This window comes from Nonomuraea sp. NPDC050733, from assembly GCF_040654215.1.
In the GTDB taxonomy this organism is placed as follows: Bacteria; Actinomycetota; Actinomycetes; order Streptosporangiales; family Streptosporangiaceae; genus Nonomuraea.
The window spans coordinates 18,981-39,899 of the sequence record NZ_JBFAHO010000057.1 but is presented as its reverse complement, the minus strand read 5'-3'; the positions used below and the strand labels follow the sequence as shown (position 1 = coordinate 39,899).

The 20,919-nt window shown below is 73.3% G+C and carries 23 protein-coding genes and 1 pseudogene; 11 read left to right on the top strand and 13 right to left on the bottom strand.

Annotated elements, in window-relative coordinates:
* The coding region (locus tag AB0H64_RS41885; protein ID WP_357636675.1) for an integrase core domain-containing protein at positions 1 to 218 on the top strand (218 nt) is incomplete at its 5' end.
* Here AB0H64_RS41885 and map read toward each other — a convergent pair.
* Positions 215 to 1,063 carry a type I methionyl aminopeptidase gene (map, locus tag AB0H64_RS41880; RefSeq protein ID WP_357636673.1) on the bottom strand — a complete coding sequence of 283 codons (849 nt, stop codon included), beginning with the start codon at positions 1,061 to 1,063 and terminating at the stop codon, positions 215 to 217. The genes AB0H64_RS41885 and map overlap by 4 nt on opposite strands.
* Positions 1,064 to 1,095: 32 nt before the next feature.
* On the opposite strand from map, the gene AB0H64_RS41875 reads away from it, so the two are divergent.
* Positions 1,096 to 1,272, top strand: a complete 177-nt coding sequence (locus AB0H64_RS41875) for a hypothetical protein (protein WP_310715235.1) — start codon at positions 1,096 to 1,098, stop codon at positions 1,270 to 1,272.
* Positions 1,273 to 1,291: 19 nt separating this feature from the next.
* Here the strand turns inward: AB0H64_RS41875 and AB0H64_RS41870 are convergent, their stop codons facing one another.
* Positions 1,292 to 1,942 carry a cyclase family protein gene (locus AB0H64_RS41870; RefSeq protein ID WP_357636669.1) on the bottom strand — a complete coding sequence of 217 codons (651 nt, stop codon included), beginning with the start codon at positions 1,940 to 1,942 and terminating at the stop codon, positions 1,292 to 1,294.
* Positions 1,939 to 2,190, bottom strand: coding sequence for a hypothetical protein (locus tag AB0H64_RS41865; protein ID WP_357636667.1), 252 nt, complete (start codon positions 2,188 to 2,190; stop codon positions 1,939 to 1,941). The genes AB0H64_RS41870 and AB0H64_RS41865 overlap by 4 nt, the downstream gene beginning before the upstream one ends.
* A gap of 72 nt (positions 2,191 to 2,262) precedes the next feature.
* On the opposite strand from AB0H64_RS41865, the gene AB0H64_RS41860 reads away from it, so the two are divergent.
* Positions 2,263 to 3,204, top strand: a complete 942-nt coding sequence (locus AB0H64_RS41860) for a LysR family transcriptional regulator (protein WP_357636664.1) — start codon at positions 2,263 to 2,265, stop codon at positions 3,202 to 3,204.
* A gap of 25 nt (positions 3,205 to 3,229) precedes the next feature.
* On the opposite strand, the gene AB0H64_RS41855 is transcribed toward AB0H64_RS41860, so the two are convergent.
* The 3 genes and pseudogenes from AB0H64_RS41855 to AB0H64_RS41845 all read right to left on the bottom strand — a co-directional run.
* A complete protein-coding gene (locus tag AB0H64_RS41855) occupies positions 3,230 to 4,477 on the bottom strand; it encodes a pectate lyase (protein ID WP_357636661.1) in 1,248 nt (415 codons plus the stop codon).
* A gap of 282 nt (positions 4,478 to 4,759) precedes the next feature.
* Positions 4,760 to 5,338, bottom strand: a complete 579-nt coding sequence (locus AB0H64_RS41850; RefSeq protein WP_357636658.1) for a hypothetical protein — start codon at positions 5,336 to 5,338, stop codon at positions 4,760 to 4,762.
* A 181-nt stretch (positions 5,339 to 5,519) separates the two neighbouring features.
* Positions 5,520 to 5,627: pseudogene (locus AB0H64_RS41845) on the bottom strand (transposase); the annotation flags it as partial.
* Positions 5,628 to 5,661: 34 nt separating this feature from the next.
* On the opposite strand from AB0H64_RS41845, the gene AB0H64_RS41840 reads away from it, so the two are divergent.
* The 5 genes from AB0H64_RS41840 to npdG all read left to right on the top strand — a co-directional run bounded on the left by AB0H64_RS41840 (position 5,662) and on the right by npdG (position 10,387).
* Positions 5,662 to 6,813 carry a transposase gene (locus AB0H64_RS41840; protein WP_357636655.1) on the top strand — a complete coding sequence of 384 codons (1,152 nt, stop codon included), beginning with the start codon at positions 5,662 to 5,664 and terminating at the stop codon, positions 6,811 to 6,813.
* A 179-nt stretch (positions 6,814 to 6,992) separates the two neighbouring features.
* Positions 6,993 to 8,135 (top strand): lipase family protein, encoded by a 1,143-nt coding sequence (locus tag AB0H64_RS41835; protein ID WP_357636652.1) that lies wholly within the window; start codon positions 6,993 to 6,995, stop codon positions 8,133 to 8,135.
* A gap of 165 nt (positions 8,136 to 8,300) precedes the next feature.
* Positions 8,301 to 8,657 carry a helix-turn-helix transcriptional regulator gene (locus AB0H64_RS41830; protein WP_357636649.1) on the top strand — a complete coding sequence of 119 codons (357 nt, stop codon included), beginning with the start codon at positions 8,301 to 8,303 and terminating at the stop codon, positions 8,655 to 8,657.
* Positions 8,654 to 9,562: a hypothetical protein gene (locus AB0H64_RS41825; RefSeq protein WP_357636647.1), complete on the top strand. Its 909-nt coding sequence runs from the start codon at positions 8,654 to 8,656 to the stop codon at positions 9,560 to 9,562. The genes AB0H64_RS41830 and AB0H64_RS41825 overlap by 4 nt, the downstream gene beginning before the upstream one ends.
* 171 nt (positions 9,563 to 9,733) lie before the next feature.
* Entirely contained in the window at positions 9,734 to 10,387 is a 654-nt protein-coding gene (gene npdG, locus AB0H64_RS41820; protein WP_357636644.1) for an NADPH-dependent F420 reductase, read from the top strand.
* 31 nt (positions 10,388 to 10,418) lie between these two features.
* Here the strand turns inward: npdG and AB0H64_RS41815 are convergent, their stop codons facing one another.
* The 6 genes from AB0H64_RS41815 to AB0H64_RS41790 form a co-directional block, all read right to left on the bottom strand.
* A complete protein-coding gene (locus AB0H64_RS41815; RefSeq protein ID WP_357636678.1) occupies positions 10,419 to 11,024 on the bottom strand; it encodes a response regulator transcription factor in 606 nt (201 codons plus the stop codon).
* A gap of 70 nt (positions 11,025 to 11,094) precedes the next feature.
* Entirely contained in the window at positions 11,095 to 12,288 is a 1,194-nt protein-coding gene (locus AB0H64_RS41810) for a histidine kinase (protein WP_357636642.1), read from the bottom strand.
* Positions 12,289 to 12,327: 39 nt separating this feature from the next.
* Positions 12,328 to 13,053, bottom strand: coding sequence for an ABC transporter permease (locus tag AB0H64_RS41805; RefSeq protein ID WP_357636641.1), 726 nt, complete (start codon positions 13,051 to 13,053; stop codon positions 12,328 to 12,330).
* A complete protein-coding gene (locus tag AB0H64_RS41800) occupies positions 13,050 to 13,937 on the bottom strand; it encodes an ABC transporter ATP-binding protein (protein WP_357636639.1) in 888 nt (295 codons plus the stop codon). Before AB0H64_RS41800 ends, AB0H64_RS41805 begins: the two co-directional genes overlap by 4 nt.
* A gap of 45 nt (positions 13,938 to 13,982) precedes the next feature.
* Positions 13,983 to 14,669, bottom strand: coding sequence for an alpha/beta hydrolase (locus tag AB0H64_RS41795; protein WP_357636637.1), 687 nt, complete (start codon positions 14,667 to 14,669; stop codon positions 13,983 to 13,985).
* A gap of 93 nt (positions 14,670 to 14,762) precedes the next feature.
* Positions 14,763 to 16,310 (bottom strand): PLP-dependent aminotransferase family protein, encoded by a 1,548-nt coding sequence (locus tag AB0H64_RS41790; RefSeq protein ID WP_357636634.1) that lies wholly within the window; start codon positions 16,308 to 16,310, stop codon positions 14,763 to 14,765.
* Positions 16,311 to 16,370: 60 nt separating this feature from the next.
* Between AB0H64_RS41790 and AB0H64_RS41785 the strand changes: the two genes are divergently transcribed.
* A complete protein-coding gene (locus AB0H64_RS41785) occupies positions 16,371 to 17,546 on the top strand; it encodes an aminotransferase class I/II-fold pyridoxal phosphate-dependent enzyme (RefSeq protein WP_357636631.1) in 1,176 nt (391 codons plus the stop codon).
* A 38-nt stretch (positions 17,547 to 17,584) separates the two neighbouring features.
* The gene (locus tag AB0H64_RS41780) at positions 17,585 to 18,610 is read left to right on the top strand and encodes a threonine/serine dehydratase (protein ID WP_357636628.1); all 1,026 of its coding nucleotides are present in this window, start codon (positions 17,585 to 17,587) and stop codon (positions 18,608 to 18,610) included.
* A gap of 71 nt (positions 18,611 to 18,681) precedes the next feature.
* Here AB0H64_RS41780 and panB read toward each other — a convergent pair whose 3' ends face one another.
* A complete protein-coding gene (panB, locus tag AB0H64_RS41775) occupies positions 18,682 to 19,533 on the bottom strand; it encodes a 3-methyl-2-oxobutanoate hydroxymethyltransferase (RefSeq protein WP_357636625.1) in 852 nt (283 codons plus the stop codon).
* Positions 19,534 to 19,665: 132 nt separating this feature from the next.
* Between panB and AB0H64_RS41770 the strand changes: the two genes are divergently transcribed.
* Complete coding sequence (locus AB0H64_RS41770) at positions 19,666 to 20,880, top strand: MFS transporter (protein ID WP_357636622.1); 1,215 nt, start codon at positions 19,666 to 19,668, stop codon at positions 20,878 to 20,880.
* Positions 20,881 to 20,919 lie beyond the last annotated feature (39 nt).

Sequence of the window (20,919 nt, the reverse complement as noted above, 5' to 3'; positions counted from 1 at the left end):
CCCGCGCCTACCGGCCGCAGACCAACGGCAAGGTCGAACGCTTCAACCGCACCCTGCTGGACGAATGGGCCTACATCCGCCCCTACGCCAGCAACACCGAACGCACCGCGGCTCTGCAAGACTTCCTGCACACCTACAACCACCACCGCTGCCACACCGCACTCGGAGGCCAACCACCGATCACCCGCGTCAACAACGCTCCGGGTCAATACAGCTAGGGGGTGGTGAGGATCTCGCTGCCCGTCTCGGTCACCACGATCGTGTGCTCGAACTGGGCCGTGCGCTTGCGGTCCTTGGTCACCGCCGTCCACCCGTCGGGCCAGATGTCGTAGTCGATCGTGCCCAGCGTCAGCATCGGCTCGATCGTGAACGTCATGCCCGGCACCAGCTCCACCCGCAGCGACGGGTCGTCGTAGTGCGGCACCACCAGCCCCGAGTGGAACGTCGTGCCGATGCCGTGACCCGTGAAGTCGCGCACCACGCCGTAGCCGAACCGCTTGGCGTACGCCTCGATGACCCGGCCCACCACGTTGAGCTGCCGGCCCGGGGCGACGGCCTTGATGGCCCGCATCGTCGCCTCGCGGGTGCGCTCCACCAGCAGCCGCGACTCCTCGTCGACCTCGCCCACCAGGTACGTCGCGTCGGTGTCGCCGTGGACGCCGCCGATGAAGGCGGTGATGTCGACGTTGACGATGTCACCCTCGCGCAGCACGGTGTCATCGGGGATGCCGTGGCAGATGACCTCGTTGATCGACGTGCACAGCGACTTGGGGTAGCCCTTGTAGCCGAGCGTGCTCGGGTAGGCGCCGTGGTCCAGCAGGAACTCGTGCCCGATCCGGTCGAGCTCGTCGGTGGGGATCCCCGGCCGCACGTTCCTGCCGACCTCTTCGAGGGCCTGCGCGGCGATCCGGCCCGCCACGCGCATGCGCTCGATCATCTCGGGAGTCTTGACGTCGGCCTCGCCGGTCTTGGGGCGCTTCTTTCCGACGTACTCCGGCCGCTCGATGTGGGCGGGGACCTTGCGCATGGGCGAGACTCGCCCTGGCTGGAGCAGTGTCGTCATGAAAGACGAGTCTACGGGGCAGAATAGCCCCCGTGAGCGATGGCCAGTGGTGGTTCTGCCTCAAGCACATGCGGGTCGAGCCGGAGAACGGCTGCCCCAACAAGGACCGGATGGGTCCCTACGCGAGCGAGCAGGAGGCCGCCGGCGCCCTGCAGCGCGCGGCGGACCGTAACAAGGCATGGGAAGAGGCCGACCAGGACGACGACTGACGCGGCCGGACCGCCTCCCTCAGGGGACGACCGCGTAGGCCCGTACGGGGAAGGTGCCCATGCCCGCCACCATCGGCGGCGCGGCGTGGAACCGGAAACCCTCGTCGGGCAGCGCGTCCAGGCCCGTGAGGTGCTCCACGAGCGGTATCCCGGCCGCGAGCAGGAGCGTGTGCGCGGGCCGCTCGCCGCGCGGCGGGGTGTCGTCGATGTTGAGCGAGTCGATGCCGACGAGCGCCGCGCCCCGCTCGGCGAGCAGCCGCGCCGACTCCGGGGCGAGGTACGGGTGCCCGCGGAGGTAGGCGTCCGTGCCGAAGTGGCGGTCCCAGCCGGTGTGGATCAGCACGGCCCGGCCCCGCACGTCGAGGTCCGGGTCGACGGTGATCTCCCGGCTGTCGCTGTCGCACGCCCGGACCACGATCCCGGGCAGGTCGGCCAGGCTGCTCAGCGGCACCTGTGACAGGTCCGGGCCGCCGGCGTAGCGGTGGTGGGGCGTGTCGAGGTAGGTGCCGGTGTTGGCGGCCAGGGTGATCGTCCCGATGTGGAACTCGGTGCCCGGGGCGTACACCTCGCGCGACGCCTCCCGGCTCAGGTGCGTGCCGAGCACCGGGCCCGGCACGCCCGGGTAGGTGACCATGCCCTCGACGATGCGGTGGCTCAACTCGACGATCACGTCGCCGCTCCGATCCGGACGAGCCTGACCAGCGCAACCGCGCCGATCATGGCCCAGACGAGGTTGAGGCCGGCCGAGGGCCAGGCGTCGTTGCGGGCGCTGTCGGCCATCAGGGCGAGCGAGCCGGCGAGGTTCACGACCTGGTACGCGGCGCCGCCGGCGGGCATGCGGCCGGTGGAGACGAGGCCGTACCCGAGCAGGAGGAGGCCCGCGCCCAGCCAGCCGGCCACTTCGAACAGGAACTCCATGCACCCATTGTCCGAATTAAATGTCATAAAGTGCAATTAAAGGTATCTACAGCGCCAAGTAAGCTCTCCTGTATGGACATCGACCCCCGGCGCCTCCGTGTCCTGCACGAGGTGGCCCGCCGCGGCGGGGTCATGCGTGCCGCCGAGGCCCTCTACCTGACGCCCTCCGCGGTCTCCCAGCAGCTCGCCCAGCTCGAACGCGAGGTGGGCCTGGCCCTCATCGACCGCTCCCAGCGGCGCGTGTCGCTCACCCCGGCCGGCCGGGTGCTCGCCGGCTACGCCGAGCGCGTCGAGGACGAGCTGGCCGAGGCCCGGCGGGAGCTCACGCGGTTCACCGAGCGGCTCGCGGGGCCCGTGCGCATCGCCGCGTTCCCCACGGTGATCAAGCACATGCTGGTGCCCGCCCTGCGCGACCTGGCGGCCCGCCACCCGCGCATCACGCCGATCATCCACGAGGTGTACGGCCAGCCCGCCCTCCAGGAGCTGCGGCTGGGCGCCGTGGACGTGCTCATCACCGAGCAGGACATGAGCCTGCCCGTGCTGTCGCAGCCGTCGCTGGCGACCCGCGCCCTCTATGTCGACGAGTACCGCATCGTCGTGCCCCCCGGCTGGCCCAGCCCGCCGCGCTCCATGGCGGACCTGGCGGACGTGCCGTGGGTGGCCGGCGAGCCGGACCAGGCGTGCGGCCAGGCGCTGGACCGGCTCGCCGGGCTGCACGGCTTCGAGCCGCGCAAGGTCCACGTCATCACGGAGTTCGGCCCGGCACTGGCGCTGGTGGCCGCCGGGCACGGGGTGGCGATCGTGCCCACGCTGGCGCTGCTCGACGTGCCGGAGGGCGAGGTCCGGGTGAGCGAGCTGCGGGACGTGGGGGCGCGGCGGCTCGACGCGGTGACCCGGGTCAGCCGCACGCGGTCGGGCGAGCCCGATCCGGTGCAGGCGGTGGTGATCGGGGCGATCGAGGACGCCACGGCCGCGCTGGAGGCGAGCCTGAAGGCCCACCTCCAGCCGGTCTGAGCCCGGTCTCATCCGTCGGGAGCGGTCACTTGTAGGTGATGTCCGACGCGGAGTAGATGCAGTTCGTGCCGTCGGCCCCGGACCCGATCTTGGTGGGCTCGCTGCCCTTGGGCACGCCCTTGTACTTGTCGCAGATGCTGGTTCCGGTGCCGTACACGGTGATCCTGCTGAACCGCGCGGTGTCGCCCCAGTTGGTGTTGATCCCGGCCAGGGCCGAGGTGCTGCGGGCGGTGACGCCGTTCATCACCACGTGGCGCTGGTAGGAGGTCGAGCAGTTGCCGCACGCCCGGTAGAGCTTGCCGGCGCTCTGGACCTGGAAGTTCCTGATGGTCACCGTGCCGGCGCCGTTGTGCTGGAAGACCTTGTCCGACGCCGACCTGGCGCCGCCGCCGTCGACCAGGTAGGTCGCCGAGGAGCTGGAGCTCAGGAACGTGGCGGCGTCCTCGCCGACGTCGTTCCACCACACGTTGCGGATGGTGCACGAGCCCAGGCAGTGGATGCCGTCGCCGGCCGGGGCGTCGATGATGACGTTCTGGATCGTGCCGCCGTTCGCCACCTCGAACATCGGGTCCTGGCTCTCGCTCTGGCCGCCGTCGCCGATGCCGTAGTAGCTCTTCATGCCGCCGTCGAAGAAGCTGCCGACGCTCTGCGTGTCGTTCATCTTGACGCTGCCCTGGGCGGTCGGCCACGGTCCGCTGCCGTCGCCGCCTCCGCTGGTCGGTGTGACCGTGGGGGTGACCGTCGGGGTGGGGTCGGGGGAGGAGCCGTCGGCGGGCCGCGGCGTCCACTGCTTGGTGGCCACACTGTCGCAGGAGTTCTGCTGCAGGAGGGCGTTGGCCGCGGTGGAGTTGTCCTTGACGTTGAGGCACTTGCCGCCGTTGCCGTTGACCACCCGGTAGCCGGACCCGGACGTGGTGAGCTGCCACGTCTGGGAGGCCGCCCCGGTGCAGCCCTCCTGCTGGACCGCCTTGCCCGCGCTGGTGGAGGCGTCGCGGACGCCCGCGCACTTGCCGCTGTGCCGCGCCTTGAGCTGGTAGCCGCCGCCCGAGGCGGTGACCGTGAAGACCTGCCCGGCGCCGCCGGCGCAGGGGCTCTGCACGAGCTGCACGCCGTCGCCGGTGCTCTGGCCGGGGACCGCGGCGCACAGCCCGCTGCCGGCGTTGACCAGGGTGTAGTCGCCGTTGGACGGCGCCGCCGAGGCCGGTGTGACGGACACCGCGACCAGCCCTCCGGCGGCCAGGAGCCCCGCGGCCAGCCCGACCGCCAGCCTCATGCCGAATCGTTCCTTCTCACGCACGTCGAACTCCCATCGAAGATGAGTGCGGGCCCGCTCCGAGGGTCTTGGTAAGCGCTTTCCCTCGGTGCGGTCGAGTCAAGCACAGCCCGGTTGGGGTGGGAAGCGACGGCGGCCGGCCGCTCTCCGGCGGCGGCGGCAGGCCCGTCGCCTTCCGGCGGAACCGGCGGGTCCTCCCTGGTCAAGGCGGGCGGCGGTGGGTGAGGGGAGAGGCGCTCACGCCCTGAAAGTTTCAGCGGCGAGGTCGTCGCGGCGCACCGGTCAGTCGGTCACCCTGGGGCCGGTGACCTTCTCCAGCAGGCGGGCCAGGCGCTCGCGCAGCCCAGGGTTGCCGGACAGCTCGCCGGCGGCGGCGCTCACCAGGTGCTGGGCGCCGTCGAAGGTGACCAGCCCCTCCGGCGGCACGGCGATCGCGTCGTGCGCGAGCCCCGCCACCTCCGGATGGGCCCCCTCCAGCGCCAGGATCGTCGCGCCGACGCGGCGGGCGTCGTCCACCCGTTCGAGCAGCGGGACCGGGGCCTGCCCCTCCGCCACCACGAACAGCGTCTCGCCGCGGCCCGCCTGCCGCACGCGGTCGAGGCCGACCCGCAGGTGCTCGGGCGCGCCCGGCGGCGGCGACCAGCGGACGAGGGTGGGGGCGAGCTGCGGCAGACCCGACAGCCGCGCCTCGTCGGCCAGGTGCGCCGTCAGGTGCCACGGCTCGTCCTCGGGTGTGCCCACGAGGAGCAGCCCGCCGGGGGAGCGGGTGGCCCGCAGCGCGAGGCCGAACTCGCGGGTGCGCTCCACCCATCCGGTCTCGGCGAGGAGCTCGCGCAGGAAGTCCACCGAACCAGAGTCCATCGCCCCATAGTGCATGACGACCGCCGCCTCGTCGCCCCGTCCGCCCGGTTCGCCGCCCTGCCTGCCTGACTTCAGCCGAATTTGGCGTGGAAGCCCGGGTGTTTACGCCCGGGAGGAAACGACAGCGGGGGAGGGTCTCCAAACCCGGGCGGTGCCGTGGCGGCTGGTTTGCGTGAGCGGCTCAGCCCGGTCGTTTCTGGTTCTCGATGTACTCCTTGGTGATCGACAAGGGCGTGCCACCGCAGGAGGCGGCGAAGTAGCTGGGCGACCAGAAATGCCCGCCCCAGAGATAGCGGCGGACATGAGCGCTGTAATCCTTTAGCGTGATCGATGTGAAGCTGGTTGTGCAGGTGCGACTACTGCCGACGCCCGAGCAGGCAGCGGCGCTGGAGGCGACCCTGCGCGCGGTCAACGCCGCCGCCTGCCATGTCTCCGCACAGGCCTACGACCAGCAGACCTTCCGCAACTACGACCTGCGCAAGCACACCTACACGCAGATCAAGGACCGCTACGGGCTGGCCGCCCAGGCCGCGCAGCACGTCATCAAGAAAGTCGCCGACGCCTACGCCACCCTGCACGCCCACCTGCGGGCCGGGAACCTGGGACAGGAAGGCTCACCACGCCGGACCCGCGCCACATCCAAGCCAATCACCTTCCGGCCAGATGCGGCCCAGCCCTACGACGACCGGTGCCTGTCCTGGCAGATCAACGTCCGCACCGTATCGATCTGGACCGTGGCAGGCCGAGTGAGAAACATGGCGTTCACCGCCTCGCCCGACCAGATCACGATGCTGTCGGCACACCGCAAGGGCGAATCGGACCTGCTCTTGCGGGACGGCATGTGGTTTCTGATCGCGACCTGCGACCTCCCCGACCGGCCGGTGACCGACCCGGACGGCTTCCTGGGCGTGGATCTGGGCATCGTCAACATCGCCACCACCAGCACCGGCAGCCGACACTGCGGCAAGGGCTTGAACGCTGTCCGCCACCGCCGGCGCGAGCTGCGCCGCCGGTTGCAGGCCAAGCAGACCAAGTCCGCCAAGCGGTTACTGAAGAAACGGCGCCGGGCCGAGGCGCGGTTCGCCGCCAACACCAATCATGTCATCGCCAAGCAGATCGTGACCGAGGCAGAACGCACCGGGAACGGCATCGCCCTGGAAGACCTCCAGGGCATCCGCGACCGGGTACGGCTTCGCAAGCCCCAGCGGGTCACGCTGCACACGTGGAGCTTCCACCAGCTCGGCCGATTCATCGCCTACAAGGCGGCCCGCGCCGGGGTCGCCGTCATCTACGTCGATCCGGCCTTCACCTCCCAGCAATGCTCCTTGTGTGGGCATGCAGACCGCAGGAACCGGCTCGATCAAGCCTCTTTCGCGTGTACGTCGTGCGGCTTCGCTGAGCATGCCGACGTCAACGCAGCCCGCAACATCGCCGCACGCGGTGTGGCGGGCTGGGCAGTGAGTCACGCTGCCTGACGCGGACCGGACCGTCGAAGCCATCGACGGCGAGGAGCTGCAAGCTCGGTCGTTTACGGCCGAGAAGCTGACTGCCGTTTCGGTGTCATTTCGGGCCTTGACAGGCGGTTACCGTCGGGTAACGATCGGCTCGCGGCGCCGCCGTCCCGACCAGCGATCCCCACGGAGAGGGCCGGCACATGACCTTACGTGTCCGCGTCAGCATGTCCATGATCCTGTTATTGATCGCGTCATTCGTCGCCACGCCGGCCCGCGCGGCGGCGCCCGGCGACGTGGTCTCCGCCGAGCCGACCACCGTCTACCTTCTGCCCGGGAAGCTGCTCGAGGTCCCGGTCGACGCCTGGCACCTGCTCTACCGCTCCACCTCCGCCACCGGGCAGATCAACACGGTGTCCGGCACGCTCCTCGTCCCCAAGGCGGCGTACGCCCTGGGCAGACGGCCCATCGTCGGCTACGCCACCGGCACCCACGGCCTCGGCGACCAGTGCGCCCCCTCCGTCAGCATGAGCCAGGGCCGTGAGGCCGAGCTGGCGCTGGTGAGCCTGTTCCTGCTCAAGGGGTTCGCGGTGGCGATCACCGACTACGAGGGTCTCGGCACGCCGGGGCAGCACACGTACATGGTGGGCGTCTCGCAGGGCCACGCCGTGCTCGACTCCGTCAGGGCGGCGACGCGGGTGTCCGGCGCGGGCCTGTCCGACCGCGCCCCGGTCGCCGTCATGGGCTACTCGCAGGGCGGCGCGTCCGCCGGCTGGGCGGCGCAGCTCCAGCCCTCGTACGCGCCCGAGCTGCGGCTCAAGGGCGTGGCCGCCGGCGGCGTCCCGGCCGACCTGCGGGCGGTGGCCGCCCACCTGGACGGCGACGCGAACTTCGGCCTGGCAGCGGCGGCCGGGGTGGGCCTCGACGCCGCCTACCCCGAGCTGGACCTCGAAGCCGACCTCAACGACCGCGGCCGGGCGCTGCTGCGCGACGCGGCCGACGACTGCGTGGGCGACCTGGACAAGCTGGCCGGGCTGAGCTTCTCCGACCTGAGCCCGGTCGACCTGCTCGACCTGCCCAAGTGGCGGGTCCGCCTCAACGAGAACCGCCTCGGCGCCGTCGCGCCGAAGGCGCCCCTGTTCCTCTATCACGCCCAGGGCGACGAGATCATCCCGCAGAGCATCGGCGCGACGCTGCGCTCGGAGTACTGCCGGGCCGGCGCCACCGTCCGCTGGACCTCGCTGCCCGCGGGCTCCCACGTCCTGGGAGCGGTCGAGGGTGGACCGCTGGCGATCGAGTGGCTGGCGCTCCGGCTGATCGGCCTGCCCGCGACCGGTAACTGCTGAACATCCGACCCTGCCCTGCGGCGCCTTCCAGGGGACGTCGCACCACAGTGATCAATCGTGGGCTGCGAGAAGCACGGCGAGACGCCCGGCTGGTGTATCCCGGCCGGGCGCCTTTCCGGGGAAGGGCGTTGCACCATAGTAAGATTATCGGTATATATCGATCACATGAAGAGCAGATCGATGCAGGAACCGACGTTCCTGATCCTCACAGCCCTGGCGGCCGGGCCGCAGCACGGCTACGGCATCATCACCGACGTCCTGCAGATCTCCGGTGAGCGGGTGCGGCTGCGCGCCGGCACCTTGTACGCCGCGCTCGACCGGCTCCAGGGCGAGCGGCTGATCGAGACCGACCGCGAGGAGGTCGTGGACGGCCGGGCCCGGCGTTACTACCGGCTCACCATCGAGGGCGCGGCCCGGCTGTCTGCCGAGGCAGAACGGCTGCGCCGGAACGCCGACACCGCCACCGGGCGGCTGCGGCGCGGCCCGGCCGCCGTCCGGCCGGCCCTCGGCGGCGCCTCGTGACGTCGCTGGAACGGCGCTACCGCCGGTTGCTGATCTGGTACCCGAAGGACCATCGGGCACGGCACGAGGAGGAGATGCTCGCCGTGCTCCTGGCGGCCTCGGCTCCGGGCCAGACGCGCCCGGCCGGGCGGGACGCGTTCGACCTGGTGCGCGGCGGGCTGGCGATCCGGCTGCGCCGGGTCGCGCCGCCCTGGTCGCGGCGGCATTGGCGGGCCGCCGTCGACCTGGCCGCGCTTCTGGCCCCTTTCACGCTGTTCGGCGCGGGCCTGTTCCGCGCCGCCGGTTATGCCGGCCGATCCGCCTTCGACCTGGCCCTCCCGAATCTCGTATACGCCCTGCCGTACGGGCTGGTCGTGCTGCTGGCGTGGCTGGGGCGGCGATGGGCGGCGATCGCCTGCGCGTGGGCCATGGCGGCGTTCAACGTGGCCGAGCAGATGGTGCAGCTGCTGTCCCTGCCCGAAGGGACCATGGTGGTGGACGGTGTGCTTGTCGTCTCGGGGCGGCCGTGGATGGCTGTCGGCATGCTGCTGTCCGCCCTCCCGGCGTGCGTCTGCGCGGCGATGCTGACCCTCGCGCCGTCGCCCGGTCCCGGCCCTGCGGGGTCCCGGCGGCTGTCGGCCTGGGCGGGCGGGGTGCTGGCCGCGTGCGTCGTGGGTGTCCTGCTGCCCGAGGTCTTCGGGGCCGCCCTGATGCTGACCGCCCTCGGCATGGTGGCCGTGATGGCACTGCGCTCCCCTGTGGGCCGCCGGACGGCTGCCGTCCTGACGCCGTTCCTCCTCCTCGCTGTCATGTGGTCGTGGCTCACCGGCCTGGCCGGACTGGCCGGCCTGGCCGCGATCATCGTCGCGACCGTGGCGCTGCTGGGTGTCACGGCGTGGCTCGCCCGCACCGGGGAACCCGCCTGACGTCCCACGCGCCGTCGATGCCCTCGAACTGCACGAGCCGTGAGCATGCCGCCCGGTCTCGGAAGCGCCCCGTGTCCCCGAGTACGTTCCCGATCCTCCCGGATCTCGAGGGAACGCCGGGCGGGTGGGGCCGCGCGGGGCCGGTGCGGAAGGGCTGGCATGATCGGGGGTATGACTGACGTGAGCGGGCTTTCCATCGCGATCCTGGGCGGCACCGGAGACCAGGGCAAGGGGCTGGCGCGGCGGTTCGCGCTGGCCGGGCACGAGGTGCTGATCGGCTCCCGGAGCGCCGAGCGCGCCCAGGAGGCGGCCGCCTCCATCGGCCCGAACGTCCGGGGCGGGACGAACGCGGACGTCGCCGCCGAGGCCGGCATCGTCATCGTGGCCGTGCCGTACGAGGGGCACCGGGCGTTGCTGGAGTCGCTGCGCGGCGAGCTGGCCGGGAAGATCGTGGTCGACTGCGTGAACCCCCTCGGCTTCGACAAGCAGGGCGTCTACGCGCTGCCCGTCGAGGAGGGCAGCGCCGCGCAGCAGGCCGCCGCCGTCCTGCCGGACAGCCGCGTCGTGGCCGCCTTCCACCACGTGTCGGCCGTCGTGCTGCTGGACCCGGCCGTGGAGAAGGTGGACCTGGACGTGCTCGTCCTCGGCGACGACCGGGAGGCCACCGACCTGGTGCAGGCGCTCGCGGACGTGATCCCGGGCGTGCGCGGCGTGTACGGCGGGCGGCTGCGCAACGCGCACCAGGTCGAGGCGCTGACGGCCAACATCATCTCGGTCAACCGCCGCTACAAGGCCCACGCCGGAATCCGCATCACCGACGTCTGAGCCGTACCGGGGCCGCCGGGCTTCTCGCGCGTCACAGCCAGCCGGCGTCCTCCGCGATGCGGATGGCGTCGATCTTGTTGCGGGCGCCCGTCTTCGTGATCGCGCTGGTCAGGTAGTTGCGCACCGTTCCGGCCGACAGGTGGAGACGGGCGGAGATGTCCTCGGCCGAGGCCCCGCGCGCCGCCTCCCTCAGCACCGTCGCCTCCCGGGGCGTCAGCGGGCTCTCGCCGTACTGCAGGGCCGACGCCACCAGCTCCGGGTCCAGCACCCGCAGCCCGGCGGCCGTCCTGCGGACCGCGTCCGCGAGCCGCTCGCCCGGCGCGTCCTTCACCAGGAACGCCTGGATGCCCGCCTCCAGGGCCCGCCGCACCTGGCCCGGCCGCCCCAGCGCCGTGAGGACGAGGATGCGGCACGAGGGCAGCTCGTCGCGGAGCGAGGCGGCCGCGGTGATGCCGTCGAGGACGGGCAGGTCGATGTCCACGATCGCCACGTCGGGGCGGTGCCGGAGCGCCACCGGGACGATCTCGTCGCCCCTCGTCACCTCGGCCACCACCTCGATGTCCGGCTCCAGGCGCAGCAGGGCGGTGAGGGCGGCGCGGATCATGTGCATGTCCTCGGCCAGCATCACCCGGATCACGCCGGGTCCGCTCATGCCGGGCCCGCTCATGCCGCTCCCCGCATGGCGCCCCCTCGCGGGTGGTGGTCTCTCACGCGGGTACCTCCATCGTCAGGCGGAAGCCGCCCGCGGGGGTGCGGGCGGCGAGCAGCGTCCCGCCGGCGTGCGCGGCCCGCTCCTCCAGCCCCGTCAGCCCGCCGCCGGCGAGCCCGCGGCCGGCGAGCCCGTCTCCGGCCGAACCGCCTCCGACCAGCCCGTCTCCGGCCAACGCATCTCCGGCGAGTTCCCCTTCCCCGGGCACGCCGTCGCCCGGTGCCGCCGGGGCCTCCGGCGCGACCGGGACGCCGTCGTTGGTGACCTCCAGCCGGACGGCCCCCTCTCGCACAGACGTGCTGATCGTGCACGTGGTCGCCGCGCTGTGGCGCAGGACGTTCGTGACGGCCTCCCGCACGGCCCAGGCCAGCGCCTCCTCCGACGCCCGGGGCAGCGTGACGTCCGCCAGGTGCACCTGGCAGCCCACCCCGGCCGACTCCAGCAGCGCCGCCCCGCGGTTCGCCTCGCCCGTCAGGGACAGCTCCCGGTAGCCGCGCGCCACCCGCCGTACGTCCTGGGCCGCCTCCCGCGCCACCCGCACCAGCTCGCCCACCTCACCCCGGGCCGCGGCCGGGTCGCGCTCCATGAGCCGGCCCGCCAGGTCGCCCTTGAGCGCGATGGCCGTGAGGCTCCGGCCGAGACCGTCGTGCAGGTCGCGCGAGATGCGCAGCCGCTCCCGCATGACCGCCGCCTCGGCCAGCTCGGCCCTGGCCTGTTCGAGGTCGGACGTCACCCGGACCAGCCGCACCAGGGCGTAGACCATGCCGCTGGTCAGAGGCACGGTCAGCCCGTAGAAGAGGGCGACGACGGCGACGGGGAAGAGCATGGCGGTGTCGTACACCGTCATGAGGGCCACGAGAGGGCCGCCGAGGCGCAGCGGCAGCATCACCAGCACCGCCGCGCCCAGCATCGGCGCCGCCACCCCGGACCAGCCGCCCGGCAGGAGCGCATCGGGCCCGTACGTGGCGACGGCCTGGAGCACCAGCGTGAGCGGGAAGACCGGCGGGCGCTCGTCGCGCAGCGCCGCCCGCATATTGAGGTAGTACATCGCCGCCAGGACGATGATCGCCCCCGTCGCCAGGAGGCCGTAGGCGGGGCTGACCGTGTAGTAGAGCAGCCCGATGAGGGTGTACACGGCGGAGACGGAGGTGATCAGCACGCGGGCGAGCCGCTGGGCGGAGGAGGAGGTCATGTCCCGGCCATTATGTCCGGCTCCCTGTGATCGGCTCGCCTAGGAGCGGCGGGGTTCCCAGCGGAACCAGAGCCGGATCGCGACCAGCCCCGCGACGCCCCACACGGCCAGCAGGAGCGCGGGCCGGGCCACCGCGCCGGTCCTGACGGCGTCCACCACGGCGGTGGTGGGCAGCAGGTCCAGCAGGACGCCCACCCAGGACGGCAGGACCTGGCGGATCGGGCCCATCGCGCCGGAGGCGATGCCCGACACCAGGAACACCGGCATGCAGACGGCCCCGCCCAGCTCGGCGCGCGGGATCGCGGCCGTGCACGCGGCGCCCAGCGTCGCCAGGACGAGCGCCCCGGCGACCACCGCGGCGCCGAAGAGAAGGGGGTTCGCGGGGTACGGCACCCCGGCGACCAGGTGGACCGCCACCACGCAGGCCGCGACGACGGCAACGGTCTGGGTGGCCGTGGCGGCGACCTGACCCCCCAGGATCCGGGCGTCGGTGAGCGTCGTCGCGCGCAGCCGCTTCAGCACGAGCTGGTCGCGGCGGGCGGACAGGGCCATGGCGATGTTCATGAACGCGGTGATCGACAGCAGCAGCGCGAGCGTCCCGTCGAACATGTCGGCGGCGGCGCTCACGCCGTCGGCCCGCACATGCCGCATGAGCAGCGGCATGCCGATCGCCAGCCCGACGGGTGTGACCACGGAGCCGATCAGCAGCCCGCGGTCCTGCCAGAACAGGCGCGTGCCGAGCCGGTAGGTGGCGGCCAGGGTCATCGGGTCCTCCTGGGCAGGTCGAGGAAGAGATCTTCGAGGGTGGCCGCGCGGACCTCCAGGCCCGGCAGGCGCAGGCCGCGCTCGGCGGCCCAGCTCAGCAGCGTCTGCGCCGCCAGGTCCGGGTCCTCGGCCCGGCAGACGGCCTCTCCGCCGTCCACCGTCACAGGGAGCGGCAGGTCGGCGGGGTCCACGCCGGCGGGCAGCCGGAAGGACACCCGCCCGCCCCGGGCGGCGAGCGTCTCGGCCATCCCGCCGGAGGCGACGATCTCGCCCTCGTCCATGATCGCCATGGCGGACGCCAGCCGCTGCGCCTCCTCCAGGTAGTGCGTGGTCAGCAGCACCGCGGTGCCCTGCCGGGCCAGGTCGCGCACCACCTCCCAGGTCGCCGCGCGGCCCTCGGGGTCCATGCCGGTGGTCGGCTCGTCGAGGAAGAGCACGTCCGGGCGGCCGAGCAGGGCGAGCGCGAGGTCCAGGCGGCGCTTCTCCCCGCCGGAGAGCTGGCGCACCCTGACCCCCGCCCTGCCCGCCAGCCCGGCCAGCTCCAGCGCCTCGTCCCGGGGGCGTGGCGCGGCGGTGAAGCCGCGCCACGCGTCGACCGTCGCCGCGACCGTCAGGTCGGGGAAGAACCCCGCCTCCTGCAGCATGGTCCCGGTGCGCCGGCGCACCTCCGCCCGCCGGGTGACCGGGTCGAGCCCGAGCACCCGCACCGAGCCGCCGTCCGGCCGCCGGAAGCCGGCCAGCACCTCCACGGTCGTGGTCTTGCCGGCGCCGTTGCGGCCGAGGAGCGCGAACACCTCACCGGCGGCCACCTCGAACGAGATGCCCCGCACCGCCTCGAACGGGCCGTGGCTCTTCCTGAGCCCTTCCACGTGAATAGCCGTCATACAGACGACTATTCCGAGGTGTTCAGGGGCGCGGCAGTGAAGAATTCACGACTTGCGCGACAACATCAGCAGCGCGTCGGTGACGGCCTCCGGCTCCACCACCTGGTGCAGGTGCTCGCCGGGCACCCTGGTCACGGGCCAGCCGCGCCGCGCCGCCTCCTCGGCCATCCCGTCGTACGGCGGGCCGAACCAGAGGTACGAGCACCTGACCTCGTCCCAGCCGGCCGGGACCGGGATCGGCTCGGTGTAGTAGGCGAGCGGCAGCCGCGGCTGCTCGGCCACCACCTGGGCCCGCGTCGCCGCGTCGGGCAGCAGCCCGGCGACGACGTCCTCGCTCCACCAGTCGGTCCACCGCGGCAGCACCCCGTCATCGCCGGCCAGCCCGCGCAGGAACTCCATGTCCCCTTCCTCGGCGGCCTGGACCAGCCCCTTGCGGGGCGGCAGGTGGGCGTCGGCGAGCACGCACGCCACCACCCGGTCGCCCAGCCCCTCCTTGACCACGGGGGTGAACAGGCCCGCGTTGCTGTGCGGCACCAGCACGAGCGGCGTCTCGGGAGCGGCGTCCCGCACCGTCTCCACCACCCGGGGCCAGATCGGTGACCCGCCCTGGGACACCCGCGTCAGGTCGGGCACCACGGCGCGGTGTCCGCGCCGCTCCAGCGCCGCGGCGACGGGCGCCCAGGTCGAGGGGCCCACGGACGGGCTGTGCACGAGTACGAAGGTTGTCGTCATGCTCCCAGGGTGGCAGCGGCCGGCAGCGACGGGGCGCGCTGTCAGCTCACAGCGCAGCCCGTACGGTCACCGTACGGGCTGCCGGGACCCGGGTCAGACGACGAGCGGGTGGCGGGAGGCCGGGCGGCGGCTGCCGTCGTAGGCGTCCCACGCCGCCGCCAGGCCGGCGACCGCCCGCGACAGCTCGTCGGGCGGGAGCAGGAAGTGCAGCCGCATGTGGTCGGCGTGGCCGCCGAGCGGGTCGAACGAGCGCCCCGGCGGCACCGCCACGCCATGCCGGAGCGCCACCTGCGCGTAGGAGTCGACGTCGCCGCGCGGGATCCGCACCCAGATCGTCTGCCCGCCGCTCGCCCGCTCGAACGACCACGACGGCAGGCGCGCGGCCAGCTCCGCGCAGAGCTGGTCGTGGCCGGCCCGCAGCTCGCGCACCCGCTCCGAGCGGACCTCCGGCAGCCGCCGCAGCAGCGCCGCGGCGGCGATCTGGCTGACCACCTCGCCGCCCAGGTCGTGCACGGCGCGCAGCCGGGCCAGCCGCGACACCAGCGGCGCCGGGGCGCGCACCCAGCCGACCCGGAGGCCGCCCCACACCAGCTTGCTCAGCGAGGCGATGGTGATGACCTGCTCTCCCCGGGTGTACGAGGCGACGGGCGGCGGCGTCTCGCCGGAGAAGCACAGCTCGGCGCAGACCTCGTCGTCGATGAGCGGCACGTCGTGCTCGCCGGCCAGCCGGGCCAGCCGCCTGCGGTCGCCGGCGGCCATGGTGGCGCCGGTGGGGTTGCCCGCGGTGGGGACGGTGTAGACGAGCGACGGCCGCTCCCGCAGGGCCGAGGCGAGGTCGGGCACGGCGCCCGGCACCGAGGAGTCGTGGGCGTCACGGCCGTCCGAGGCGTCGAAGGCGGTGAGGGCCACCGGCCGCACCACCGTGGCGGCGTGCCGGAACACCTCCAGCGCCCCCGGGTACGTGGGGGACTGGGTCAGCACGGTGTCGCCCGGCGACAGCAGCAGCCCCGCCAGCAGCGTCAGCGCCTGCTGCGCGCCCGTCGTGACCAGGATCTCGTCCGCCGTCGTGGGCAGGCCCCGGTCGCGGTAGTAGGCGGCCACGGCCTCGCGCAGCTCCGGGTTGCCCGCCGGCTGATATCCCAGGTCGCGGACCCGGGCCAGCCGCCCGATCGCCTCCTCGTACGCCTCCGCCAGGGCCGCGGGCGGCCGGTCGGGCGCGGCGCAGGTGAGCAGGCTCACCCCGTCCGGGGGGTGGAGGATGTGCAGCAGGAGGGGGTTCGCGCGCACGCTGTCGGCGGTGCGGGAGGCGGGCAGCTCCAGCGGCGCCACCCGGGTGCCGCTGCCCTGCCGGCGCGTCACCCGTCCCTCCTGCTGGAGCAGGTCGTACGCCGCCACGACCGTCCCCCTGCCGACGGCCAGCCGCCGCGCGAGCGTCCGGTCCGGCGGCAGCGGCGTGCCCGGCGCCAGCACCCCGTCGTCGATGAGGGCGCGGAACCGGCCGGCCAGCAGCAGGTACAGCGGCCCGCGACCGGACGCCCACCGGCCGAGCATGTCGACCAGGTCATCCATGCCCGCCGCGGCCCCCAGGACGGCCGTGGCCTTCGGACCCACCGTGGTCTTGCTCACATTGGCCCCATTCATGGACCAATTCTGCGTCATTGGATCTGACAAACGCCAACTCTTCCGGACATCCTTGACGGCATGACCGAACTCCGTCCCGAGACCCGCGTCGTCCACCTGCCGCAGCCGCCCGTCGAGCACAGCCGGCCGATCACGATGCCGATCTACCAGACGTCCGGGTTCGTCTTCGACGACCCGGCGGTGATGGCCGACGCGATGGGCCGCCCCGACGGCCCGTTCGTGTACGGCCGCTACACCAACCCCACCGTGCGCGCCCTCGAGGACGCCGTGTCCGGCCTGGAGGGCGGCGCCGGGGCGTTCGCCACCGGGTCCGGCATGGGCGCCATCAACACCGTGCTGTTCGCCCTGCTCAAGCCCGGCGACCACGTGATCGCGCAGAAGTCCCTGTACGGCGGGACGGCCGGGATGCTCAACGAGCTCGCCGCCCGCTTCGGCGTCGAGGTCACCCACGTCCCCGAGGCCGACCCGGACGCGGTCCGACGGGCGGTGCGCCCCGAGACCAGGCTGCTGTACCTGGAGACGATCTCCAACCCGATGGTCCTCGTCGCCGACCTGCCCGGGATGTGCGCGACGGCCCGCGAGCTGGGACTGGTCTCGGTGGTGGACAACACGTTCGCCTCGCCGGTGCTCTGCCGCCCGATCGAGCACGGCGCCGACGTCGTCGTCCACTCCACCACCAAGTACCTGTCGGGGCACACCGACGTCGTCGGCGGCCTGGCCGTCTTCCGCGACCGTGACCTGTACGACAAGGTCTGGCACTTCTCCACCGCGCTCGGCGCCTCGGCGGACCCCTTCGCGGCCTGGCTGACGCTGCGCGGCCTGCAGACGCTGGGCCTGCGCATGGAGCGCCACTGCTCCAACACCCGCCTGCTCGCCACCCGGCTGGCCGAGCACCCCGCCGTCGCCGCCGTCCACTGGCCGGGGCTGCCGTCGCACCCGTCGTACGAGCTCGCCGGCAAGCTGCTGCCGGACTTCGGCGGCGTGTTCTCCTTCGACCTCGTGGGAGGCCGCGCGGCGGGGGAGAGGTTCATGAAGTCCGTACGGCTCGCGCTGCTGGCGCCGTCGCTGGGCGGCGTCGAGACGCTCACCATGCACCCCGCGACCACCTCGCACCGCTCGCTCAGCGCCGAGGAGCTGGCCAGGCACGGCATCGACGAGGGCACGGTACGTCTCGCGGTCGGCATCGAGCACCCGGAGGACCTCTGGGCCGACATCGAGCAGGCGTTGGCAGACTAGGCCGGGACCCGGAGCGCGCACGACGGAAGGACGGCCCCATGACGGTGACGTACGAGGACGTGACGGGCGCGGCCCGCCGCATCGCGGGGCACGTGCTGCGCACGCCGGTCCTTGAAGTGTCGCCGGGGCTGTTCCTCAAGCTGGAGCAGCTCCAGCACTCGGGGTCGTTCAAGGTGCGCGGGGCGTTCAACCGGATCCTGTCCGCGGGGAAGCTGCCGCCGGCCGGTGTGATCGCGGCCAGCGGCGGCAACCACGGCCTGGCCGTGGCCCACGCGGCCCGCGCACTCGGCGTCCGGGCCGAGATCTTCGTGCCCGAGGTGACGAACCCCGTCAAGGTGGCCGGGCTGCGGACGCTGGGCGCGGAGATCCGGCAGACCGGGGCCATCTACGCGGAGGCCGCCGAGGCCGCGGCCAAGCGCGCCGCCGAGACGGGCGCGCTCGCGGTCCACGCCTACGACCAGCCCGAGGTGATCGCCGGCCAGGGCACGGTCGGGCTGGAGCTGGCGGAGCAGGTGCCGGGGGTGGACACGATCGTCGTCGCGGTGGGCGGCGGCGGCCTGATCGCCGGCGTCACCCTCGGCGCAGGAGTCCTGACCACAGGGACCCCGACCGCACGGACCCCGACCGCGGGGACCCCGACCGCAGGGACCCTGAACGGGGAGTCCTCGGAGGCTGGGGCGCGCGGCGGCGGGACGGCGGGGCCGCGGATCGTCGCCGTGGAGCCGGAGCTCATCCCGACCCTGCACGAGGCGCTGCGGGCCGGGAAGCCGGTGCAGGTGCCGGTGAGCGGCGTGGCGGCCGACGCCCTCGGCGCCAGCAGGATCGGCGGCCTGGCCTTCGGCGTCTGCTCGCGGGCGGGCGTCCGGAGCGTGCTCGTGCCGGACGAGGCCATCGTCGCGGCCCGGCGCACGCTGTGGGAGCGCCACCGGGTGGTGGCCGAGCCCGCGGGCGCCACCGCGTACGCGGCGCTGCTGTCGGGCGCTTACACGCCGGCGCCCGGCGAGCGGGTCGCCGTCGTCGTCTGCGGCTCCAACACCGACCCGGCCACCCTGAACGCGGAGTGACACCGCCGCGGCCGGAAGCCAAGCGGCGGGGACGACCGGTCAGCCGGGACGGCGGGTCGGTGAGGGCGGGGTCAGCGGTAGGTGTGCTCGCGGGCCGGGAAGGCGCCGGTGACGACGTCCTCGGCGAAGGCGCGGGCCGCGCGGTCCAGGTCGCCGGCCAGGTCCGCGTACGTCTTGACGAACTTCGCCGGGCGCGGCGTCAGCCCCATGAGGTCCTGCCAGACGAGCACCTGCGCGTCCGTGGCCGGCCCCGCGCCGATGCCGATCGTGGGGATCGACAGCGACGTCGTGACGCGTTCGGCCAGCTCGGCCGGCACGCACTCCAGCACCACCGCGAACGCGCCGGCCCGCTCCAGGTCCTTGGCGTCCTTCATCAGCTCCTCGCCCGACTCGCCGCGCCCCTGGACGCGGTAGCCGCCGAAGACGTTGACCGACTGCGGCGTCAGCCCGAGGTGGCCCATGACCGGGACGCCGGCCGACACCAGCGTCTCCACCTGGGGCAGCACCCGGTGCCCGCCCTCCAGCTTGACGGCGTGGGCGCCGGCCTCCTTCAGGAAGCGGGCCGCCGACTCCAGGGCCTGCGCCGGTGACGCCTGGTAGGAGCCGAAGGGCAGGTCGGCGACCACGAGCGCGCGCGAGGAGCCGCGCACCACGCCGGCCGTCAGCGGCAGCAGGTCGTCCACGGTGACGGGCACCGTGGAGTCGTAGCCGTACACGACCATGGCCGCCGAGTCGCCGACGAGCAGGACCGGCACGCCCGCCTCGTCGAACACCCGCGCCGTCATGGCGTCGTAGGCGGTGAGCATCGGCCACCGCTCGTGGCGCTCCTTGGCCGCCGCCAGGTCGCGGACGGTGACGCGGCGCCCGGTGGCGCCGCCGTACAGGGTGGTGGAGGGGGGTGGGGGCAGGGTGGTAGAAGACATGTCGAACGCTCCAGAAAGGTCTCGAGGCGCCCCGATGGCGTACCCGGACCCTTCGATGATGCCATCCGCGAAAACCTGTGGCGAGAGTGTCGGTGCCGCTTGCCACAATAGGTGCGGAGGTAAGCAATCACCATGGCTCTCGAACCTTACCGGCGTCTGCTGCGGCTGCCCGGCGTTCCCGTCCTGCTCCTCGTGGGACTGCTGGCCCGCGTGCCGTCGACCGCGACGGGCATGGCGCTGACGCTGCACGTCGTCGAGAGCCTGAAGCTCGGCTTCGGGCAGGCCGGGCTGGTCACCATGGCCAGCACGGTCGGCATGGCGGTCGGCTCGCCGCTGTCCGGCAGGCTCGTGGACAAGCATGGGCTGCGCCCGGTGCTGGCCGTCACGACGGGCGCGCAGGCCGCGTTCTGGGCGTGCGCGTGGGCGCTGCCGTTCCCGGCGCTGGTGGCCGCGGCGGCGCTCGCGGGTCTGCTGGCCCTGCCGGTGTTCAGCGTGATCAGGCAGTGCCTGGCGGCCATGGTGCCGCTGGAGCAGCGTCGCATGGGCTTCTCGCTCGACTCGATGATCGTCGAGCTGTCGTACATGACGGGTCCGGCGCTGGCCGTGGCCGGCGTCACCACGCTGGGCAGCGGCCCCACCATGGCGGTCATCGCGGGCGGCATGACGGCCGCCGGCCTGGGGCTGATCGCGCTCGACCCGCCGACCCGCTCGGCCGAGGAGCTCACGACGCCGCAGGCCCGCGTGCCGCGGCGGCGGTGGCTCACGCCTGGCCTGGTCGCGCTGCTCGGCACCGCCGCCGCGGGCACGTTCGTGCTGACCGCGACCGAGCTGGCCATGATCGGCACCATGAAGAACGCCGGGGAGACCGAGTGGGTGGGTCTCGCCGTCGCCCTGTGGTGCGTCTACTCGCTGGTGGGCGGGTTCGTGTACGGCGGGCTGAGCCGGGGGTTCTCGCCCCTGGCGCTCATCGCGCTGATGGGGCTGCTGACCGCGCCCGTGGGCCTGGCCGGGGCCGACTGGCGCTGGCTGGTGCTGGCGCTGCTGCCCGCCGGCCTGCTGTGCGCGCCGTCGCTGTCCTCCACGGTCGAGGCCGTGAGCGGGCGGGTGCCCGCCGGGGCGCGCGGTGAGGCGATGGGCCTGCACGGCACCGCCCTGCTGGTCGGCGGGGCGCTCTCGGCGCCTCTCGCCGGCGCGATCATCGACGCCCACGGGCCGGGCTGGGCCTTCGCCGTGGCCGGCACGGTGAGCGTGGTCATGGTGGCCGTCGCGGTGCCGTTCTGGCGCGGGCGCCCGGCGAGCGCCGCGTCCGCCGTCGCGGAGGAGCCGGTGGCCGTCTCGGCGCGCTGATGCGCTAGACACTGTCTACTCGGATTTGGTAGACAGTGT